The 20328-nt window shown below is 31.2% G+C and carries 14 protein-coding genes and 1 CRISPR repeat array; of the genes, 1 reads left to right on the top strand and 13 read right to left on the bottom strand.

Annotated features, from left to right (window positions below):
- Window positions 1-2 precede the first annotated feature (2 nt).
- The 7 genes from M2326_RS09440 to M2326_RS09410 all read right to left on the bottom strand — a co-directional run bounded on the left by M2326_RS09440 (window position 3) and on the right by M2326_RS09410 (window position 6691).
- Entirely contained in the window at window positions 3-1268 is a 1266-nt protein-coding gene (locus M2326_RS09440; RefSeq protein ID WP_264619314.1) for an ABC transporter permease, read from the bottom strand.
- A 3-nt stretch (window positions 1269-1271) separates the two neighbouring features.
- Entirely contained in the window at window positions 1272-1682 is a 411-nt protein-coding gene (locus tag M2326_RS09435; protein WP_264619313.1) for a hypothetical protein, read from the bottom strand.
- Between the two features lie 246 nt (window positions 1683-1928).
- Window positions 1929-2984 (bottom strand): type I restriction endonuclease, encoded by a 1056-nt coding sequence (locus M2326_RS09430; protein WP_264619312.1) that lies wholly within the window; start codon window positions 2982-2984, stop codon window positions 1929-1931.
- 245 nt (window positions 2985-3229) lie between these two features.
- The gene (locus M2326_RS09425; protein WP_264619311.1) at window positions 3230-3595 is read right to left on the bottom strand and encodes a DUF6567 family protein; all 366 of its coding nucleotides are present in this window, start codon (window positions 3593-3595) and stop codon (window positions 3230-3232) included.
- A 435-nt stretch (window positions 3596-4030) separates the two neighbouring features.
- The gene (locus M2326_RS09420) at window positions 4031-4699 is read right to left on the bottom strand and encodes a response regulator transcription factor (RefSeq protein WP_264619310.1); all 669 of its coding nucleotides are present in this window, start codon (window positions 4697-4699) and stop codon (window positions 4031-4033) included.
- 8 nt (window positions 4700-4707) lie between these two features.
- Window positions 4708-6375, bottom strand: coding sequence for an ATP-binding protein (locus M2326_RS09415; protein WP_264619309.1), 1668 nt, complete (start codon window positions 6373-6375; stop codon window positions 4708-4710).
- Window positions 6376-6481: 106 nt separating this feature from the next.
- The gene (locus M2326_RS09410; RefSeq protein ID WP_264619308.1) at window positions 6482-6691 is read right to left on the bottom strand and encodes a hypothetical protein; all 210 of its coding nucleotides are present in this window, start codon (window positions 6689-6691) and stop codon (window positions 6482-6484) included.
- A gap of 319 nt (window positions 6692-7010) precedes the next feature.
- Here M2326_RS09410 and M2326_RS09405 point away from each other — a divergent pair, with 319 nt between their 5' ends.
- Window positions 7011-7874: a hypothetical protein gene (locus M2326_RS09405; protein ID WP_264619307.1), complete on the top strand. Its 864-nt coding sequence runs from the start codon at window positions 7011-7013 to the stop codon at window positions 7872-7874.
- Window positions 7875-7972: 98 nt separating this feature from the next.
- Here M2326_RS09405 and M2326_RS09400 read toward each other — a convergent pair whose 3' ends face one another.
- The 6 genes from M2326_RS09400 to cas9 form a co-directional block, all read right to left on the bottom strand.
- Window positions 7973-8569, bottom strand: a complete 597-nt coding sequence (locus tag M2326_RS09400; protein ID WP_264619306.1) for a YceI family protein — start codon at window positions 8567-8569, stop codon at window positions 7973-7975.
- A gap of 93 nt (window positions 8570-8662) precedes the next feature.
- Window positions 8663-10042, bottom strand: coding sequence for a DNA recombination protein RmuC (locus M2326_RS09395; protein ID WP_264619305.1), 1380 nt, complete (start codon window positions 10040-10042; stop codon window positions 8663-8665).
- Window positions 10043-10443: 401 nt separating this feature from the next.
- A CRISPR array of direct repeats spans window positions 10444-12994; the repeat unit is 46 nt; unit sequence GTTGTGAATTGCTTTCAAAATTGTATTTTAGCTTATAATTCCCAAC.
- 115 nt (window positions 12995-13109) lie between these two features.
- Window positions 13110-13457 carry a CRISPR-associated endonuclease Cas2 gene (gene cas2 / locus M2326_RS09390; RefSeq protein WP_264619304.1) on the bottom strand — a complete coding sequence of 116 codons (348 nt, stop codon included), beginning with the start codon at window positions 13455-13457 and terminating at the stop codon, window positions 13110-13112.
- 30 nt (window positions 13458-13487) lie between these two features.
- Window positions 13488-14381 (bottom strand): type II CRISPR-associated endonuclease Cas1, encoded by an 894-nt coding sequence (cas1, locus tag M2326_RS09385; RefSeq protein WP_264619303.1) that lies wholly within the window; start codon window positions 14379-14381, stop codon window positions 13488-13490.
- 112 nt (window positions 14382-14493) lie between these two features.
- Complete coding sequence (tnpA, locus tag M2326_RS09380; RefSeq protein ID WP_264619302.1) at window positions 14494-14925, bottom strand: IS200/IS605 family transposase; 432 nt, start codon at window positions 14923-14925, stop codon at window positions 14494-14496.
- Between the two features lie 595 nt (window positions 14926-15520).
- Window positions 15521-20173: a type II CRISPR RNA-guided endonuclease Cas9 gene (gene cas9, locus M2326_RS09375; RefSeq protein WP_264619301.1), complete on the bottom strand. Its 4653-nt coding sequence runs from the start codon at window positions 20171-20173 to the stop codon at window positions 15521-15523.
- Window positions 20174-20328: the final 155 nt, after the last annotated feature.

Genomic DNA, 20328 nt, shown 5'->3' with positions numbered 1-20328 from the left:
AATTAATTTTGTGAGTAAACTAAATTTTGATGGTCTGAATTATTAAGATCTACAGATTTTAAATGTTCAGTTGCAACATCATCACATTCCAACAATAATATATCTTTTTGATCTTTTGCTAAAGCTATTTCAGTTCCAATGGCTTGAAACCAGCCTTCTTTATATTGATTATGGTAATTTAAATATTCTTTTACAGGAAAAACGAATCCATCAATTTTAGATTGAAGTACTTTTATATCTCCTTTTTGCTGATCCCCTTTATTTGTAAATTCATGAATTTTAAGAGCGTTTTCTGCCTTGCTTTTTTCAAAATTCACAATTTCTTCTCTTTTACCCCTTATAAAAACTCTTATTCTATCTTTATTTTCATATTCTTTCATGACAAAATCAAAGACTAAGCCCCAAATAACATAAACAACAAATCCAGCAAAAATAATCATCCAAAATTCAGCTTGTCCTAATGCAATTTCTAAATCATAATGGGGTGAATCTGGCGTTTTGTTGAAATCATAAATTTTCTTTTCGATTACGTAAGCTAATAACGAATCAAAAAGAAAAGTTGTGGTAAAAAGTGCAATTATTCGTAAAGTCTTTTTTATACCAGTGCCTTTTTGCATCATATGAATTACATATCCTAAACCCATAAAAACGAATGGAATTGTTATAACTAAAACACCTTCTAACCAGCTCGCTTTAAATGCATTAGTTAGAGCATCTGCATCAAATATCGCAGCAGTAAGACTATCATCTGTAAATTCTTTGAAAAAGGCAGAATAAGATGCAGAAACGTAAAAGACTAATAAATATAGTGTTATTGGCAAAAGAAGAATTAATCCAATGTAAAATTGTGCTGTTCCACCTTTACCTTCATCTATGTACTTTTGAGGATTTACTCTCACATCAACAATTTCTGCGGATGCTTTTTCGATTTTATGAACAATTTCAACTTCTTTTTGGACGTAAATACTTGCGGCGGTTTCGCACTTTTTGAGCTCTGTTCTACATTTTTCTTGTTCTTCTTTGTATGGTTGCTTTAACCTTTCTTGCTCTAATACTTGTTTTCTGCACTGGTCTTCAAAACTGCTAAATAAATTTTGAAGGCAAGCTCTGAGAACAATTGGCTTTCCAGTTGCTTTAACGGAAGCAGCAAAGCCACTTTGATAATAAGTTATTCGAATCTGTTCCCTATCAATTTCGGTTTCCGGTGCCTTAGCGATTTCGGTTTGATCACTTTTCTTTAAACTAAATAATTGCTGTAAAGGTTTCATCTGTTAAGAATTAAGTTGATTAATAATATCTTTTTTTTCCATTCCTTTTTGGACACATTCAATTAAGTAGTTGGCTAATTCATCAATATTTTCGTCAAGAAATTCAAATTTCCTGCAATATTTTTTCAAAGTACTTAATTCATCTTCTGTTATAATTCCATCTGCCCACATTACGCATGTTAAGTCATATAAATATTCTATCCTAGTATTTAAATCCTCTGGTAAGCTTGTTTGTGTATTAATAGGATTAATAAATAGTTTATCAAGTTCTTCTTTTGGTATCCCGCGTTGTTCAGCTAGATAATATAACATTTGTAATTCTAGTATATCAAAGTTATCATCTGAAAGTGCCATTTGATATAGTCTTAGAAAATGGCTTTTTAGCTCAATTGTCATTTTTGTTGTTAAGTCCATAAATCCTCTTTATTTATTATTATTTATTACTTCTTGCCTAGATTTTTGCAAACACCACAATTGCCATTTCTTTGTGAACAGTGTTTACAAGAACTACAATTTTTGCATGCAGAGCAATATTTACTGCCTGAGCATCCTCTACCAAATATTATGTCAGTAATAGCGATTTTTGATTTTGAACTTGAATAGTTCATTGTAAATATTATAATGAATGCAAATATTGTTTTTGTCATCTAATCTTTATTTTTATTTCTCGTTTTCGTAATTCCCTACAGTATCTAACAACTCTTTTTCAAAAGAGTAAATCTCATCCAACGATTCAATTTGCATCTTTTTTTCCACCTTATTTTCGTTAAATAAACCGATATATTTTTTCCCAGAATTAAGGTGTAATCTGCACAACGGTTTTCTATTATTATCATCCAATAAAATCCCAAAGTAGGACTGAGTATCACGGTGTACAATACGATCAACAGCAATTTTTCTACGGAGAATTGCGATTACAATTCTGTAGCCTTCAAGTTCCTCTTCTGTAGTTTGGACAAGGCTTTCCTCAATGGTTTCTACTACTTCTTCTTGCTGCTGTTTCGCTTCTTTAGTTAACGCAGCATTAAGTCTGTCATTAATTTTTTCGTTTATAAATTGGTTAAAGCCTTTTTGAACTAAATCTTTGAACTCTTCCATGACTTTTTCAGTCAATCGTCCTCCATATACTTTATTAGCAAACAACTTTACAAATTCATTAGATGGATTTGTCAACTCATCATTAATTTGCTTTCTGATTTCTTTCACGTATTTCAATGAACTAGCATTTGTAACTATATTGTTTACATCGAAATTAGATTTGTGGAACTTAGCAATTTCGTTGATGACGTTGTCTTTAAGATTTGTAATATCAAATTCAAGAAATGGTTTTTGATCCATTTTATTTTTTTCGTCTAAATCAGTAAAGAATTGGTAGGTTATACCATTTGTCAATAACGCGAATCTTGTTTTGGAAACATGGAAATAGCGAAAAAGTTGAGATCCATGAATTGTTAGACTTTCTTTCCAATTTTTGCATTCAATGATTAAAATTGGTTCATCATCTTGGATAATGGCATAATCTACTTTTTCACCTTTTTTTAAACCTAAATCGGCAGTAAATTCAGGGACTACTTCAGTTGGGTTGAACGTATCATAACCTAACAAATTAATAAACGGTAGAACAAAAGCGTGTTTAGTCGACTCTTCTGTTTGGATCTTATCTTTTAATAAGATAATCTTATCTGCCAATGCTTTAAGCTGTGTATTGAGTTCCATAATTACTTGATTTAAAAGTTTCTCCAAACCTACACCCATAAAACTTCATTACTTTACGGGAAACCACAATCGGGCAAAATAAATTTTATAAAAAGAAAAAAAGCCTCCTTTCGGAAGCTTTTTTTGAAATAAGTTAGATTGATTTAAACTAATTCTATGTAATTAAAACAGAAAATAATATTTAACTTTTCAATTTTATAAAAAAAAATCTGTGTAGATTTTGACGTCTACACAGAATTTTAAAATTATTCTGTAAACTCAACAATATTTGCTGATGCAGTTACAGTAACTTGAGAATAAAAAGGAAAAAATCCATTGAAGTGTTTATCATAAGTAACATTTACAATTGCTTTTGGTCCAGTTAAATTTGCATTTTTTATCATTTCACTTTTAGCTTTCTCCAATAATGCTCTGTTTGATGAACCTCCAATTCCAAAGATGTAAGTATTAGTAGATACACCAGAAGCCGTTCCAATAACATTGAAGTTTTTCTTAGATAGTTCTACATTAGTTTGATTACTATTTGAATTACTCATTACTGATGCACTTCCTCCACAACTTGTAATTGTTAAAACTAAACTCATTGACAGTAAACATAAAATTTTCTTCATGCGAAATATATATTATTTTTTTTCCTACTCTTTTGGATTTTCGGATACCTCCCCAATTTTTTTGTTATGGTTCAATTATTCTCCAAACCTACCCCCATAAATATTCATTCCCTTACGGGAAACCGTAATCGGACAATTTATTTTATAAATCAGCAGAATATTTAACCGAGGTAGCAGAAATTTCGACATTAATTTTCCCCTTTCGAGCCTTATCAATACTAGAAAAAGAACATAAAATCAAAGTAAAAACTGCTAGGTGGAGTTTTACGTTTTTATTATAAAATGTTTTTTTTAAGGATTCTATTCGTTGAAGGACAAACTTAGGACGGTTAAAAACGTTTCCTTATGTTATAATGATAATTACAAAAACAAAATAGTATAAAACGAAAAAAGCTCCCCGAAGGAAGCTTTTGTATGGCAATTATAATTTAAAATCTAGATGACTCCGAGATCTTTGGCAATTGCAACAAGATGTGTTGCATTGTTGGCTTTAAAGTATATTTTTAGTTTATTGATGTGTTTTTCGATCGAACTCTTGCTGTTGGGAGTAATACCTTCTTGTTTCAATACTGCTTCCATACCTTCTTGACTAATGCCTATAGAGAGTTTTTTGAGTAAAATAATATCATATTGATTGATTTCGCTTGTTGCTTTATCTTGCATGATATAGAGTAATTCAGGAGAAATATTCCCAGGTTGGCAGCTATACGCTTTTTGAATCGCTATTTTTAAATCATATATAGTATTTCGCCCTTTGAGTACAAAACCATCAATTTGGAGATCTTCAAAGAGGGCTCTTATTTTGTGAGGTCGATCTTCGATTGAAAAGGCTATGATTTTAATCTCTGGAAAAAGCTCTTTTACAGCTTGTATTAATTCTTCTCCAGAGTTGAGTTTGTTGGTTTGATGATCTGCTTTGAAGGACAAATCGGAGATAAGTAATTCATATGGGTTATTATCCTGGTGTGCTTTTTTAATTTTTAGTAAGGCTTCATCACAATATTTTGCATATTGCACCTCTGGGACGTCCAATTCTTTTAGAATTTGGGCTGCACCTACATCATTGAAATCAATATCATCTGCAATTAAAACTTTTGTAAACATATAGGGTATTATTTAGGAACGTTAATTGTTGCTTTAAATCCTTTTTGGGTTTGAGTGTCAAAAGTAAGAAGTCCATTAATAGCATGAATACGGTTTTCCGCATTTTGGAGACCATTTTTTAAAATTAATTTTTCAGTGAAGCCAATTCCGTTGTCCGAATACTCGATGAGCAGCCTATTTTCTTGAGAATCGAAGCCAATAACAACAAAAGTAGCTTGGCTATATTTTTTCATATTTATCATCAATTCTTGTAAAACTCTTTGAATTGCAATTTTCTTATAGGGGTCTATGGCAGACCAGTTAATGGGATTTTGAGTTTTTATAATGACTTCGATCAAATTAGTTTTGTAACTATTAAGCATTTGTTTTAGATTAAAGGCAAATTTTTCACCAGTATCTATTGGACTATTTTCTCTAGAGATGTTACGAGTCCGTTTGTAAATTTGGTCCAAATTCTCCATTAAGACTTCTTTCTTGATTGGGTTTTGTAAATCCTGAGAATCTGCAAAAGTCATGGCGTAGAAAACATCGTTCGCAAGTTCATCATGAAGCTTTTTGGAAATTCTAGTTTCGGTAGAATAACTAGCTTGTAATCGCTCTTGTTTGTTTTTGTTTTTGAAGTAATGTATCAAGAAAGCTATAGCAATGAGTAATAATATAAAACCAAATCCAAATAAATAAGATTGGTTTTTTTTAGTTTGAAGTTGTAATGCAATTTCGCTTCTTTCTTCTTTGTATTTAATATTCTCTAATATGGATTTGGAGGCATCGTATTTGATTTTGGCAAATTGATTTTTGGCATTGTTTCGCACTTTTTTTATGCTATCATTCTTTTTGATGAACGTTTGAGCATATTCATTGAACCCCATTTTTGAATTTTGAGTCATTAAAAAGGAAAGTGCTTCTAACTGCTCATCAATACTATTAGTTTCAGTTGCTTTTTGATAAGCCAGTTGAGCATTTACAATTGATGTTTGTACGTTTATATATTGATAATATTCTGCCAAATGCAAATAACTTGCGATACTACCATAGGAATCATCAGCTTTAATACGAATGCTTAATGCGTTTTCCATAAGATCTAACCCTTTTTGTGTAGATCCATTTTTGACGTACGCAAATCCTAGATTATCCATCAATATAGCTTTTCTTTTGGGGATACTGTCTAGCACATTGGTTTTCAAGATAGGTTCTAGTAATGCTATGGCTTCGGGATATTTTTTTTGTTCAATGTAAACAGAGGCGATATTATTGATTGGTGTAACTTGTAATAAAGGATCCTGAACAGTTGTTAGAATTTTGTTGTAAAATATGATTGCATCTCCATAGTTTTTTAGGTGCTTGGATGTAATACCTAGTAAGTTATGAATTGCCAAAAGATACTCGGGCTTATTTTTTGTATAGTCTAGTGCTTCGGTAAGGGTTTCCTCAGAACTGCTATAGTCACCAAAAATTTGTTGGATTTTTGCTATTTGGATTAAAGTGTAGCTTGTATATGTGCTATCTTTTTCTTCTTTAAATAAACGAGATGCTTGGTTGTACTTTAAAAAAGCACTATTATATTTTGATAAGGAGTTAGACCGGTCTGCAGAAATTGATAATCTTTTTGCAAATTGGTGTTTTTCTGAAGTAGGATCAATCGAGGTACTTTTTTGAGGCTCTTTTTGGCAACCCAAACAGAAACATAATATAAGGTAAATGAAAATAATCGGGGAACGAGACATTTGCTATAACTTTCCCCGAAAATAACAATAATTTTAGATTATTACTCTATGGGTTACATTATTTTGGAGGGTAAATAGTAATGCAATCATCTCCAGGGCCTTCATTAGATATTGAAATAATGTTTGTACTACTTTCTTTACTGACATTGCTTGTGATGTAGTTTGGGATTGAGATTGATTTTTGTACTATTGTTGAATGTGCTGCAAAATTTGATGCAGTAGCAAATGCTGATACAGTTAGTATCGAGATTAAAAGAAATTGTTTCATTTTTTTTGTTTTTAAATTGGACATAGGTTAGCCTGTTCGATGTATTAAATCGAATAATTAAAGAGGCCTGACGTTTTGTGTTATTAGGTTTTGGGAAGTAAAGTGTGCTGTTGCAGAATAGTTTTGTATACTTCCCGGAATAAAATTCCACTCTGTATAGCAACACTTTTTTGGAAGTTGTTTTGTACATTTGTTCCTATCGCGAAATAGAACAGTAACAAATTCTAGGGCAAAGAAAGATAAGTTGTGAAGCGATAATAGTAGGGAATTCCTAAGATTCCTATAATTCCATGGGATTCCCAGAAAGTCCGAATAGCTTATGAAAAAAAATACTTTAGACGATTATAAAAAAGCAATTAAAGCTCAATATAAACTAGCAATACAAGAGGAAAACTCTAGTTTGTTATTAAATCCTTCTAGAGCTAAACTCAGAAATTTGTGTTTTGAAATTTTTAAGGATGTTTCAAATAAAGATGACTTGATGAGTTTTGCTTCTTTCTGTGGTTTTGAATTTAATCCAACAGCTTTTAATAAGTTAAAGGACTTAACAGATAAATTTAGACCTATTGAAACATTCTTTAAGGGAGAAACGGAATTAACAGACATTGAAGCATTGAATATAGCTGCAATTTTGGTTGATTATCAAGCAAGGCCTTTTTTGAGATTCATGAAAAAAGAAAAGGAATTGAAGGAAGACCATAGTGAAGAAGATATGGTTTTTTTGAAGGATAAAAAGGAAGTTTTGGATAATAAAGTTAGCACTACCTTAAATGAGATTAAAAGTATTGAGAATAGAGGTACAAGTACTTTCTATAAATTAATAGGGAGTACTGTGCTTCTTAGCAGTCTAATCTGTGGAGTAGTTTTCTTTTTTTTATCGCAAGAGCAGTGCATGCAGTGGAAAGGGGATCATTATGAAATAGTAGAATGTAAAGAGGATGCAAGTTTTGGAATCGTTACTATAGAAACAAAAGTTCCCTTGAATAAAAATATGCTTAAATTTAGAAAAATAACGGTTTGTGATACTACAACCTTTTTTAAGGATCATAAAGCTATTGTATGGTATTGCAAAAACGGAAAAAAAGTGGAGTTTTTTAATAATCCAGGATTTAATCCAGATAATGATAGACCATTGAAAGCCATTACGCAATATATGATTGATAAGTATGTAGTAAATAAATAATTTTTTTGTGTGTAGTAGTATGAACCTATACCTTATAATTGTGAGGTATACTCATTTGCATATTTCTAGAAAACGAAGAGCGTAATTTTTGTCAATTTCTAATCTCGAATTTTAGATTTTGTATTAATAGTTATACTGCCAATATTGATGGCTTCTGTAGGGAAAACAGAATAAACTTTAACGATTACTGTTTTTGATATTTTATTACGAATAAGAAATGGAATTTCGATGTTAAAGTCATCAGTGTTCAGTACAAAATCAGATGACATCATAAAGCCTTCATTAGTGGTTTGTAATCTCACAATAGTTGTAATTGCTTTGGATTCACCATGAATTTTTATTTTTCCTTTAATCAACAATTTTTTTGGTGTATTATTGATATCCTCAAGGTTAAATTTTTCTATTATCCCTTTAAAGGTAGCACGTGGATAGCGGTCGGTTTCTAGGTAATAAGCGTTGAAATGTTCTTGCATCAAACTTCTTTCAAATATAAATTGGTTCATAGGAATTACAAAACTAATGTAGCCTCTTTTGGTATTTAATGCCACTTGAACAGCTGTGTTTTTTGCCGCTACAGGTTCAAAAACAGGAACCGAAGCTTCAAATTGAACCTCGGCATCTTTGACCGTAAGTATTTTTTGAGAAAAAAGAGTAGTGGTATAAAATAAGATGATTAGGAGTATTGTTGTTTTCATCGTGTAAGTATTAAGGGGCTCCCTTAAAGTTACATTTTTTTTTAACAAATTAAAAGAAGAAACTACCTTAATATCTATAAGTGAGGGCTTTTCTTAGTTTTGTTTATCAATGAGGATATTGTTATTTTGATCTGCTCTAGCCAGTACACTATCGGGTAATGATTTCTTAGCCTTGGCACCCATTTTTTTGAGTTTTTCAACACTGGTGATTAAGTTTCCTTTTCCTTCAACAAGTTTATTCATAGCACCATTGTATTCGGTTTTTGTTTCTTCTAGCTTTTTACCAATACGGATTAAGTCAGTGACGAATCCTTCAAATTTATCGTAGAGTGCACCAGCTTGGCGCGCAATCTCAAAAGCATTTTCTTGTTGTTTTTGGTTCGTCCACATACTGTCAATTGTACGTAAGGTAGCCAGCAAGGTAGCAGGTGTTACAATCACGATGTTTTTCTCAAAGGCTTTGTTATAAAGTGTTGTATCCTCATTCAAAGCCATTGCAAATGCAGGCTCGATCGGGATGAAAAGAAGCACAAAATCTGGACTTTCTATTTGGTACAAATCCTGATAGTTTTTGTTCCCCAATTGTGCTACATGACGATTGATGGAGTTAACATGTTCTTTTAAATAACTAACTTTTAGTTCGTCATCTTCCTCATTGATGTACCTTTCGTAACTGGTTAAAGAAACTTTAGAATCTACAATCATTTTCTTACCATCAGGAAGATTAATAACCACATCAGGGAATACACGGTTACCTCCCTCAGCAGTAAAACTTTGTTGAACTTCATATTCACGCCCTTTCTCCAAACCTGATTTTTCCAAAACACGTTCCAGTACCAATTCGCCCCAGTTACCTTGTATTTTACTGTCTCCTTTCAATGCCTTGGTCAAATTCAAAGTTTCCTTACTCATTTGTAGATTCATTTCACGCAATCCCAAAATTTGTTGGCGCAAAGCAGCATGGTAATCTATACTTTCTTTATGAGTATCTTCTACTTTCTTTTCAAATAGCTGAATCTTATCTTGCAATGGAGACAAGATGTTTTTCATGTTTTCGTTATTTTGTTCCGTGAATTTTGTTGATTTCTCTTCTAGGATTTTGTTGGCTAGATTTTCAAATTCCTTGGTAAACTTCTCCTGTAATTGTTCTACTTCCTGTTTTTGTTCCTTGTTGCGTTCCCATAGATTATCAAAATCAGCTTCCTTTTTTGATAACTGAATCACAAGAGTTTCCTTGTCGTTGCGCAATTGTTCTTTTTCATTTTGATTGTCTTTGCGTTGTTGTTCAAAGTTAGCCTGGTCACTCATACGTTGCTCTTTTACGAGCTCAAGTTGCGATTGTAAACCAATAAGTTGCTGGTTAAAACTGCTTTTTTCGGCATTAGTACTAGACCCAGAAAGAAGTTTACCAATGATAAAACCAAGTGCAAGAGCAATAACAAAAGTCAATAATAATGAAAAAGTTGTAGGCATGTGAGGACGGTGTTTTATAGAAAGTAAAAGTAAGGAATCGAAAGGCAAGAATCAAAAATCAATTTCAAAAATCAAAAGTCGATATTAAAGTTATGTTCAAGAGTATTTTTAGCTAGTAGGAGCTATTTCCCGCTTTACACTTCATTCTTATTTATAGCCTTGTTTTTTTCTACGACCATAAAGGAGCTTCTTTCAGTCGCTCTTTATCGCCAAGAAAAAACACAAGTCTATTGCATAAGGAATTCCGTTGCAATCTGGGCTAGGGGATACAGCGGTTAAAAAAAGATAATGGTATAAAATAAAAAAATCCCACCGAAGCAGGAGTAAAGATGCTATGAATCTTAAACATCCAATTCACAACGGAAAAGTATTGAAGCTGATTAAAGGCGACGTACTTTTTCGTTGTGAATTGCTTTCAAAATTGTATTTTAGCTTATAATTCCCAACTATCTGTTCACGTATAAGAAGCGAAATAAGGTTGTGAATTGCTTTCAAAATTGTATTTTAGCTTATAATTCCCAACTATTTCTCAAAAAAACAGCGCTCACGTACCGTTGTGAATTGCTTTCAAAATTGTATTTTAGCTTATAATTCCCAACAAGCGTTGATTAAAAATGGTCCCGCTTATAGTTGTGAATTGCTTTCAAAATTGTATTTTAGCTTATAATTCCCAACGTCAATATCATCTTCATCAGTAGCAATGTGGTTGTGAATTGCTTTCAAAATTGTATTTTAGCTTATAATTCCCAACTAATTTGCAACTCTTATTAATTATGCTTTCGTTGTGAATTGCTTTCAAAATTGTATTTTAGCTTATAATTCCCAACTTAGCAATTTCAATACACGATATGCCATAAGTTGTGAATTGCTTTCAAAATTGTATTTTAGCTTATAATTCCCAACAATCCCCGTTCATTCATTAAACCAATTTTTGTTGTGAATTGCTTTCAAAATTGTATTTTAGCTTATAATTCCCAACCAGTAAACCAATATATAGACCTAGATACAGGTTGTGAATTGCTTTCAAAATTGTATTTTAGCTTATAATTCCCAACAAAAGGACGTTATACGTCCCCGTAGGGTGCGTTGTGAATTGCTTTCAAAATTGTATTTTAGCTTATAATTCCCAACAGCTTATTTGAAAGATTTAATTGAAATCAGGTTGTGAATTGCTTTCAAAATTGTATTTTAGCTTATAATTCCCAACCCGCAAAATATACCAATCGCAGCGGGAGGAGTTGTGAATTGCTTTCAAAATTGTATTTTAGCTTATAATTCCCAACTAATAACGATAACGATAATTTACCAACTAAGTTGTGAATTGCTTTCAAAATTGTATTTTAGCTTATAATTCCCAACATTATGAAAACTTTACAAAACACAAGAACAGTTGTGAATTGCTTTCAAAATTGTATTTTAGCTTATAATTCCCAACTAAGTTCTCAGGCGCAGTATCTCTACTAGGTTGTGAATTGCTTTCAAAATTGTATTTTAGCTTATAATTCCCAACTTTCATCGCAACACCATTATTATAGCCTTGGTTGTGAATTGCTTTCAAAATTGTATTTTAGCTTATAATTCCCAACATTATCTAATGAAAACTATACTTACGATCCGTTGTGAATTGCTTTCAAAATTGTATTTTAGCTTATAATTCCCAACCAATCCATTATTGTTTCGTTATCGTCTTTAGTTGTGAATTGCTTTCAAAATTGTATTTTAGCTTATAATTCCCAACATCTGACGATTCCATCCAGTCCCCTTCTGTGTTGTGAATTGCTTTCAAAATTGTATTTTAGCTTATAATTCCCAACTCTTTGTTTCGTTTCTAAGAGGTTTAATCTGTTGTGAATTGCTTTCAAAATTGTATTTTAGCTTATAATTCCCAACTGGAGAAATTAGATATACAACAGAGTGCAGGTTGTGAATTGCTTTCAAAATTGTATTTTAGCTTATAATTCCCAACAGATTTTTATGATTTCTAGAGCATACGACAGTTGTGAATTGCTTTCAAAATTGTATTTTAGCTTATAATTCCCAACTAGGTTCGAATCCTGCCACGGGAGCTAATTGTTGTGAATTGCTTTCAAAATTGTATTTTAGCTTATAATTCCCAACTAGAGACTTGATATTGATTCATTGCTGTTGGTTGTGAATTGCTTTCAAAATTGTATTTTAGCTTATAATTCCCAACCGATATGCTAGAAGGTGGTGTTTGGATATTGTTGTGAATTGCTTTCAAAATTGTATTTTAGCTTATAATTCCCAACGTTTTTGATAAAGACGACAAAGGCGGTGAAGTTGTGAATTGCTTTCAAAATTGTATTTTAGCTTATAATTCCCAACTTGTACTGGCGTCTTTTCCACTATCTGAACGTTGTGAATTGCTTTCAAAATTGTATTTTAGCTTATAATTCCCAACAATACCAATGTTAGGATACTGGGACATCTAGTTGTGAATTGCTTTCAAAATTGTATTTTAGCTTATAATTCCCAACTCTGTAGATATTAGTAATAAAGTTAATAATGTTGTGAATTGCTTTCAAAATTGTATTTTAGCTTATAATTCCCAACAAAAGTTCAAATAGGTTTAACTGCTAATATGTTGTGAATTGCTTTCAAAATTGTATTTTAGCTTATAATTCCCAACATATGTGCCTAATGCAAATGAAGCAGATGGTTGTGAATTGCTTTCAAAATTGTATTTTAGCTTATAATTCCCAACATAGGGAGTATTTTATTAATGTAAGATGGGGTTGTGAATTGCTTTCAAAATTGTATTTTAGCTTATAATTCCCAACATACTATTAAGTACATTCTAAGCATTACAGGTTGTGAATTGCTTTCAAAATTGTATTTTAGCTTATAATTCCCAACAACCTATGAGTATCGTTGAAGAACCACTAGTTGTGAATTGCTTTCAAAATTGTATTTTAGCTTATAATTCCCAACATACCGCGGTTTAATCGTTTGATATGTTGTGAGTTATGGCTTTATTTTGAATTTAAAAAAAAATGATGATTATAGTGTTAGGTATCAGGGATTTACTGTTTTTTAATTCCTACCTTTAAAATAATTCTAATTGTTGAGATGGTTTTTCTGGATCAATCGGTTTTTTGCCGTAAAATAGTTCCATCATTCCAAACTGTTTATCGGTAATTTGCATGACTCCTATTTTGCCGTGTTCTGGAAGATTGGTTTTTATACGTTTTGTATGAACTTCGGCATTTTCTCTACTGGCGCAAAAACGCATATATATGGAAAATTGGAACATAGAGAATCCATCGTCTAATAATTTCTTTCTAAATCCAGAAGCTATTTTACGTTCCTTTCGGGTTTCTGTTGGCAGGTCAAAAAATACTAATATCCACAAACTTCTATATTGATTTAAACGTGTGTAATGTTCATCATACATAATACGTTATTTAACATTCCTTATATTAAATTAAAAAACAGGGTATAAAAGTTTTCGAGAGGAGCCTTCAAAACATTCATTTAAAGAATTTGTTGTTCGACTCATTGCAACCATCAATGGACTGTTTTTACCATCAATGCAAACGTCTATAGAAGCAATACTCAATAATTGTTTTTTCATATCTATAGTAAGTTCTTCTATAGTATCTTCATTTTCGATAATATGACTCACAATTAAATCTACATACGGGCGGTAGGGCTCCATGATGTCATCGGCTAAGCAATAAGCATTGTATTTGTTGCGGTGAAAGATGCCTAGTGTAGGCAACATTCCTGAGCTCACCAACGCCCGAGCTGTAATTCCTCTTAGTATGGCATATCCATAGTTAAGCAAATTGTTGGGTGCCATTTCTTTTTGACCTCTGGTGAAATTTTCGATTGTAAACAGATTAGCCCAGTAGAAAACAGCTGCTCTAGATTCGTGATTGAGAGCATCTCCAGAACTTACTTCTTTGGCCCAAATTTCCATTTTGCGACAAGGAATACCTTTTTCTCTAAGCAAACCTGCTTGGTTGGAAATTTTGGAACTAATGGTTTGTTGCCATAAATTCTTTTTTAGCGGTACAGAAGCATTAATTTGGTTCTTAAATCTTTCTGTTTGTTCTGTATGACCACTCAAAGACATTAACAAACCAATTGGTAAATGATATTGATCGCAATTGATCAGTGCTACATTATTATTGGTTAGTTTTTCTAATAAACCATTTGTAATGGTGATTTGTTGGTTTTCAAGAACAATTACACCAATGTCTTCTATAGCTACTGTTTTGGTTTCTAGGCTCTTGTCAGGATAAGAAATGACTAATTGCTCATTTTTGGTGCTTAAATAAGCTGGATTACCGAAAAATAGGGTGCGTTTTATCATTTTTTAAGATTTAAAATTTTTTGGATAAAGTGAATTGCCTCCAGCTTTTGAATTGCCTCCAGCTTTAGCTGGAGGTGAAATGTGAAAGTTCAACAATGGCTTTAGCCAAAATTTATTCCTTTTGAAATTTATATTTGGTTATAAATTCATTGTATTCCTCTGCAAAAGTATGTTTGCTATGATGTTCTTCTTGATTTTTAATGTAGTTTCTAACTTTGTCAAGCATCGATTCTGATACCGAAACTGCAAAGTATTCATCTTGCCATTCAAATTTATTCAAACACAGTTTACTTTGATTAATCCAAAAAGAAGATTCTCCCTTTATTAATTGCATGGTTTTTTGGATTGTTTGATCTGCTCCCAAAGAAACCAGACAGTGACAGTGATCAGAATATCCATTAACAAAATCAATGTAAATTCCTTTCTTTTCACCATTTTCTTTGATATGACGCCAAACTTTTTGTCTTAATTCTTTAGTATCCAAAAAGGGTACTCTATTTTTTGTACTCCAAACAAAATGGATATAGGTTTTGATATAAGGCATAATTTCATATTTTAAATGGTTTAAATTTTTCCTGAATTGCTTCCATTTTTAAATGGATGGATTAAAGGTTTAATTTTATAAAGGGCTTTAGCCAAATACTTCGGCTAAAGCCTGTTCTTTGTGTTTAAATTGTGATGAATGGGTTAAAACCCAATCCTATTCAATTTGTTGTAATGCGCATATTTGATAATTGATATTGATATCTATTTGTCAAATTCTCCCAATTTTTTAATCATCTTTATTTCTTGAATTCCCTCCATTTTTAAATGGATGGATTAAAGATTTGATTTTAGAAAGGGCTTTAGCCAAATGTTTCTGCTAAAGCCTTTTCTGTATGTTGTATTGTATCGAATGGGTTAAAACCCAATCCTATTCAATCTGTTGTAATGCACATATTTGATTGTTGATATTGATTCCTATTTGTCAAATCATCCTATTTTTTGAATGTTCTATTTCTTGAATTGCCTCCATTTTTAAATGGAGGGATTAAAATTGATTTTAGAAAGGGCTTTAGCCAAATGTTTTGGCTAAAGCCTGTTCTGTGTGTTTGTATTGTGTTGAATGGGTTAAAACCCAATTCAATTTAAACAATATTTTACTTGGTAATTTTTTTAATTTTCCCTAGCCTGTCAATATCTAGTTTCCAAAATTTTTCTTTGATAGTATCCCCTTCGTATGTCTTTGACATTTTGGAATCAAAACTTGTGTCTAATTCTTTAGTTGCAATATTTTTAGAAAATGTGTTTGGTGTAAAATAAATTGTATATCCTGAAAAATCATTAACATTATATAATCTAGTAATTTGTTCTTTCGATAAATTTTGAAAGTCTACAGAATGGGAATTTTCAATTTCATCAATAGTAGGGATATATACTAAATCATTTATTGATAGATATTGACTAATGTGGTAAATGTTTTGCGATTTTTCATCTATATAATTATCGGGAACTGAATTGTATCCTTTTTTTTGATTTTCAATTACATTTTCTAATGGAATTGTAATGAATTTTTTATTTTTATCAGCATCTTGATATACAGCAAAAAACAAATTAGTACCTTTTGCTGTCTCGACGTATTTGTCTTTCTTATGCCCTAGCTGTCCCAGCTGGAATTTATTACTTTCCTCAAATATTCTTACTTTTTTAATTGGTTGATGATTTTTTCCACCATTTAAAAATTGGATATTATCATTCATAGCATCTAAACCTTCTTCTGAAAAAGCCGCTTCATGTGGAGGAATTACTTTTCCACTTTCATCTTTGGCAGTTTGGTAAATAGTTTGTTTTAAGTGTTCTAAAAGTATTTTTTGAATGCCAGTGTCAGTGATTTTTTGAATCTTTTTCTCATCGAAACTAGTGTCAAGAAGTTTTCTAGTTGCGGTTGCTCCATTATCGCCTCCAACAGTTTCATATATTTGAACTTTTTCTATTGCCTTTCCATCAATCATTATAGGAAAAGCTTTAAGATGCTTTTTTAAACCAATACTATTGTTGGGATAAAGTTTTATTTTTGCTTTTAATTGTTTTTTTGCTTCTTTATCTACAATCAATTCAACTTGTTCAATAGCATTTGACGTGGTTATATGGCTTTGTTTTATACGCTTTAAAAAGACTTTTCCACTTACAGTTTCGGCATGAATTGGTTTTCTTATAGCCCAATTATCACCTTGTGTTTGAGTTATAAACTCTTTTTTAGGATTTCCATTCTTGTCTAATCTTAAAACGCCGTTTTCATCTTTATAAGATTGGTATTTGTTGACAGATTTATTGATAACCCTAACGTTTTGCTTGAAACTGATTATTGTAGTGTTTAGTTTTTCTTTTGTATTTTCAGTAAACGTTTCCCAAGGCTTATAAAAAAGCCATTTATAATTTCCGTTTTGGTCCGGTTTAGTTTTGTAACAAATTTTATTTCTTAATTCGTGTTTAGTAGTTTTATCATTTTCATCTTTTGCATTTAGATTATTTAGATAATTTATATGTGTTCTAGAAAGACAAGCGATCACTAAAGCATCCAACGCGTGGTGACGATGATCAATTCTTTTTTTACTAAAACCTTTGGCAATAGCTTCAGGGACTGTTGTTTGAAAAACCCGCTTGCCATCTTTATTTTCCCACTGTCCGAAATCTAGGCTATTTGTTAGTTGGTTCAATCGTTCAAATCGTGGTGTAATGAGGTCATTCCAAACATTATTAAGTCCCCAGTCTTGCTTCATCTTGGAGGTTATGCTACCAGTCACAGGAATAACATTTTTAGATGTTGCTTCATCTTCAATTGCTCCATTTTTATCATCACGCACGATTTTACTCAAATACATTTTGATTACTTTACTTATATATCTACTATCATTTAACTGTCTATTAATAAACGATTCTGGAATTTCTTCACTTAATAAGTTTTTTAGTTTAGTTCGGTTTTTTGAGAAATATGTTTCAATATGTTTTTTGTAGTTATCAGTGGTAAATAATGTTACATTTTTGCCATTACTTAGCGTTATGATACTTCCAGATTTTTGGATAATAAATTCCATAGCAGTTTTATTATCTTTCAATTTATTGACCTCACTTTCACAAATGACTTTATTTGATTGAGAATCATCAAAAAAACGAGATTGAGGAAAAATATGCTCTATTTCGTATTTTGTTGTAAATAGTTCAGAAAGCATAATCGTTTGTCCTGTATATGGGGAAATATATCCTTGTTCCAACCATAGTTTATAGCGTTGAATATCTGATTTTGAAGGTTTATTGTTTCTTCTTATTTTTTCAATTTCATCTAGTTTTTCTTTTCGACTTTCATTCCCAAAAACACCTTCTTCATAAATTTTTAAAATTTCCTGTTGACTAGGCGAGTAAGGCCTAACATGACTATCCACTTCCTTTAGTTCTTGTAATATTGCTTTGATTCGCATATTTGTATTCTCATTTTGAGAAACCTGCTCTGACATTCTCTTTCGTTTGTCAGCAGGATTTTTCATTTCTCTACCTAACTCAATATGAATTTCATTAAAAAAGTCTTTCTCGCCATTACCGTATTGTTGCCAAATGTCTTTTACTGTTCTTAATGTTTCTGTAATTACTTGCTCAACAATAGGATTTCTTAACGAATGTTGCTTAAAGCCATTTGGGTTTTTGTTGTCAAGGTACCAAGTAATATCTTGTGGTGAACTCCATTTCTCTTGATTAATTGACTCGGAATGTCTCCCATATACTAGATAACAAGCTTGGTATGTGTTTAAACCCGACTCAAAATTTGTAGTTTTAATAAAGCTTTTAAGTAATGCTTGTGTTATGTCATCATCTATAACGTCTGCAATTTTTTTTTCTTCAAAATTAATAATTTGTAGACGTTCTTTAATTTGTTCTATTCTAGATTTTATGACTATTGAAATAGAATTTTCATTCCAGTATTTACCTTTACGCATCAAAGGCAGTAGTTTTTTTATAGCTTTTTCAGAATAAGAACCATAATCACTTTTATATGGTTTTATTTTAGCAAAGCCATCAATACATTCTTCTGGTAAATTGTTTCTTGAAACAAACTTTTTAATTGCTTGATTTATTTCAATTTTATCCGAAACAGAATATAAGATATGCCACAAAGCAAATGAGTTTTCATAAGTAAAGAAAGAATTGTCAACACCATCTATTTGTGATATTTTAGTTAAAAATTGACTTCTAGTTTCGTTGCAAGGATAGGATTTGTCCTCAACCATATTCCAACGATATTTATCAACTTCAACTGTTAAATCTTTTCCTTTGAAACCCTTCTTTTTTAAGAAATATTTTAAAAATGAATCTTGATCTATAGATTCTTTATCGTTTAGGAAGTCAAATAATTCTATTGTCTCATTTTCGGACGGAATAAACTCATTCGTTACATCAACATTATCGGTAGTTGTTTTTTTATAGATTTTTAAATTTGAAATAAATTGCCATAATCTAAATTCTTGAAATAAAGGGTGCGATTTTGATATGCATTTTAATGGTTGAATTACAAGTTCATTTTTCTCTTTATTAAAAAACCTACGTGTTTCGTACTGACAATTACTAATTTGTGAAATTTTGCTCTTTAAAGGACGTTGATAGAGTATAATATCCTCCATAAGCAAGTATAGAAAACCTCTTTTTGCAATCGTATTTCTATGTGCATCATTGTTAGCATAAAGTTCTTTAATACATTTTTGATACGCTGCATTACTGAAAAAAGCAGGATTTAATTCAATTTGTTTTTCAAGAATTTCTTTCAATTCTTTTTTGTAATATTTTCTCTCAATGGTTCTAACTAAACTTCCTCTTATTTTTTGAGAAGGATTCTTTAAGAGGCTATCATAAATATAACAACCTACTGTTTGATCTTCACCTATGTTTTGTTCCGTTCGTTTTTTTACTAATCCCCAATCGTCTTCTTTTGGTGCTCGGAAACTTCTTTTTTCCTTACCATCTTTGTCTGTTTTAACGGATCCATCTTCATTTAGATCTGTTGTTACAATGAAATCTTTAGTTTTTCCAATCCAATCATTGAGAGAAACTTTACTTTGACGTCTATAGATCCAACCATTTTCTAAAATAACATTATACCAAATACCATCCTTACCTTGATCACCAAACGTTACATCATTAACGGTTAAGGAGTGGAACTCTTCTAATTTATGAGGTTTTATTTCCTCGTCCTCACCACGTAATTGATAGTAGCCTCTTTTTTGATTAAAGTTTAGCAGTATCCATGCTAATTCTTCTTTCGTAATTTTACTTGAAAGTGCTTTTTTTCTCAAGTAATATATTGTCCAATCGTAAGGTATCTTTTTTATTTCAGGAAAATTAATTTTAAATTCTTTAAGCATTTCATTATGACTTTCTATAAAGATAAATTTATTTTTACCGTTTTCATTTTTATAAAAAGGTAGCTTTTCCTCTGTTTCGGGTTTAAATTGTCCCAAACGTTTTTCAAAATCGATCGTTTCCGAATAATGTTTTGGTAAAAAATCAAGAATATTTAAAACCCGATGCAATCGTTCTCTGCGTAGTAAGAATCTTTGAACTAATCTTCTAGCTCCTCGTTTAGCAGTTCGTTCAGCTGTCTGAGAGATTGATACACCACTATCAAATTTCCCAAGTACATCTTGTGACATTGGTATAATTCGACTCCCCAGATCAATTATTGCACCTTGCTTTTTATTCAAATCTTGGTTTATTAAAGCCCACCCAATACTATTTGTCCCCAAATCCAATCCTAATATTTTTTTCATTCTATATATTTCTAATTGTGATGATTTTTCTGTTTTTATGATTTTCTAAAAATAAGAAAAAGAAAATTACTTTTCTTACGGGAAACCGTAAACCAACATTAAAAATTTTGTTGTATTATTGCAGTACAATTTTGAAGCAATTCACAATAAGGATT

The sequence above is a fragment of the Flavobacterium psychraerolatum genome, assembly GCF_025960985.1.
Classification (GTDB): Bacteria; Bacteroidota; Bacteroidia; order Flavobacteriales; family Flavobacteriaceae; genus Flavobacterium.
Note: the sequence above shows the minus strand (reverse complement) of the source record. Positions and strands in the feature narration are given on the sequence as shown.

Bases quoted from the DNA above. Each gene is read 5' to 3' on its own strand.
- M2326_RS09400 (WP_264619306.1), bottom strand. From the start codon at position 8,569: ATGAAAACAACAATACTCCTAATCATCTTATTTTATACCACTACTCTT.
- M2326_RS09440 (WP_264619314.1), bottom strand. From the start codon at position 1,268: ATGAAACCTTTACAGCAATTATTTAGTTTAAAGAAAAGTGATCAAACC.
- cas1 (WP_264619303.1), bottom strand. From the start codon at position 14,381: ATGATAAAACGCACCCTATTTTTCGGTAATCCAGCTTATTTAAGCACC.
- M2326_RS09405 (WP_264619307.1), top strand. From the start codon at position 7,011: ATGAAAAAAAATACTTTAGACGATTATAAAAAAGCAATTAAAGCTCAA.
- M2326_RS09410 (WP_264619308.1), bottom strand. From the start codon at position 6,691: ATGAAACAATTTCTTTTAATCTCGATACTAACTGTATCAGCATTTGCT.
- cas2 (WP_264619304.1), bottom strand. From the start codon at position 13,457: ATGTATGATGAACATTACACACGTTTAAATCAATATAGAAGTTTGTGG.
- M2326_RS09420 (WP_264619310.1), bottom strand. From the start codon at position 4,699: ATGTTTACAAAAGTTTTAATTGCAGATGATATTGATTTCAATGATGTA.
- M2326_RS09395 (WP_264619305.1), bottom strand. From the start codon at position 10,042: ATGCCTACAACTTTTTCATTATTATTGACTTTTGTTATTGCTCTTGCA.
- M2326_RS09430 (WP_264619312.1), bottom strand. From the start codon at position 2,984: ATGGAACTCAATACACAGCTTAAAGCATTGGCAGATAAGATTATCTTA.
- M2326_RS09435 (WP_264619313.1), bottom strand. From the start codon at position 1,682: ATGGACTTAACAACAAAAATGACAATTGAGCTAAAAAGCCATTTTCTA.
- cas9 (WP_264619301.1), bottom strand. From the start codon at position 20,173: ATGAAAAAAATATTAGGATTGGATTTGGGGACAAATAGTATTGGGTGG.
- M2326_RS09425 (WP_264619311.1), bottom strand. From the start codon at position 3,595: ATGAAGAAAATTTTATGTTTACTGTCAATGAGTTTAGTTTTAACAATT.
- tnpA (WP_264619302.1), bottom strand. From the start codon at position 14,925: ATGCCTTATATCAAAACCTATATCCATTTTGTTTGGAGTACAAAAAAT.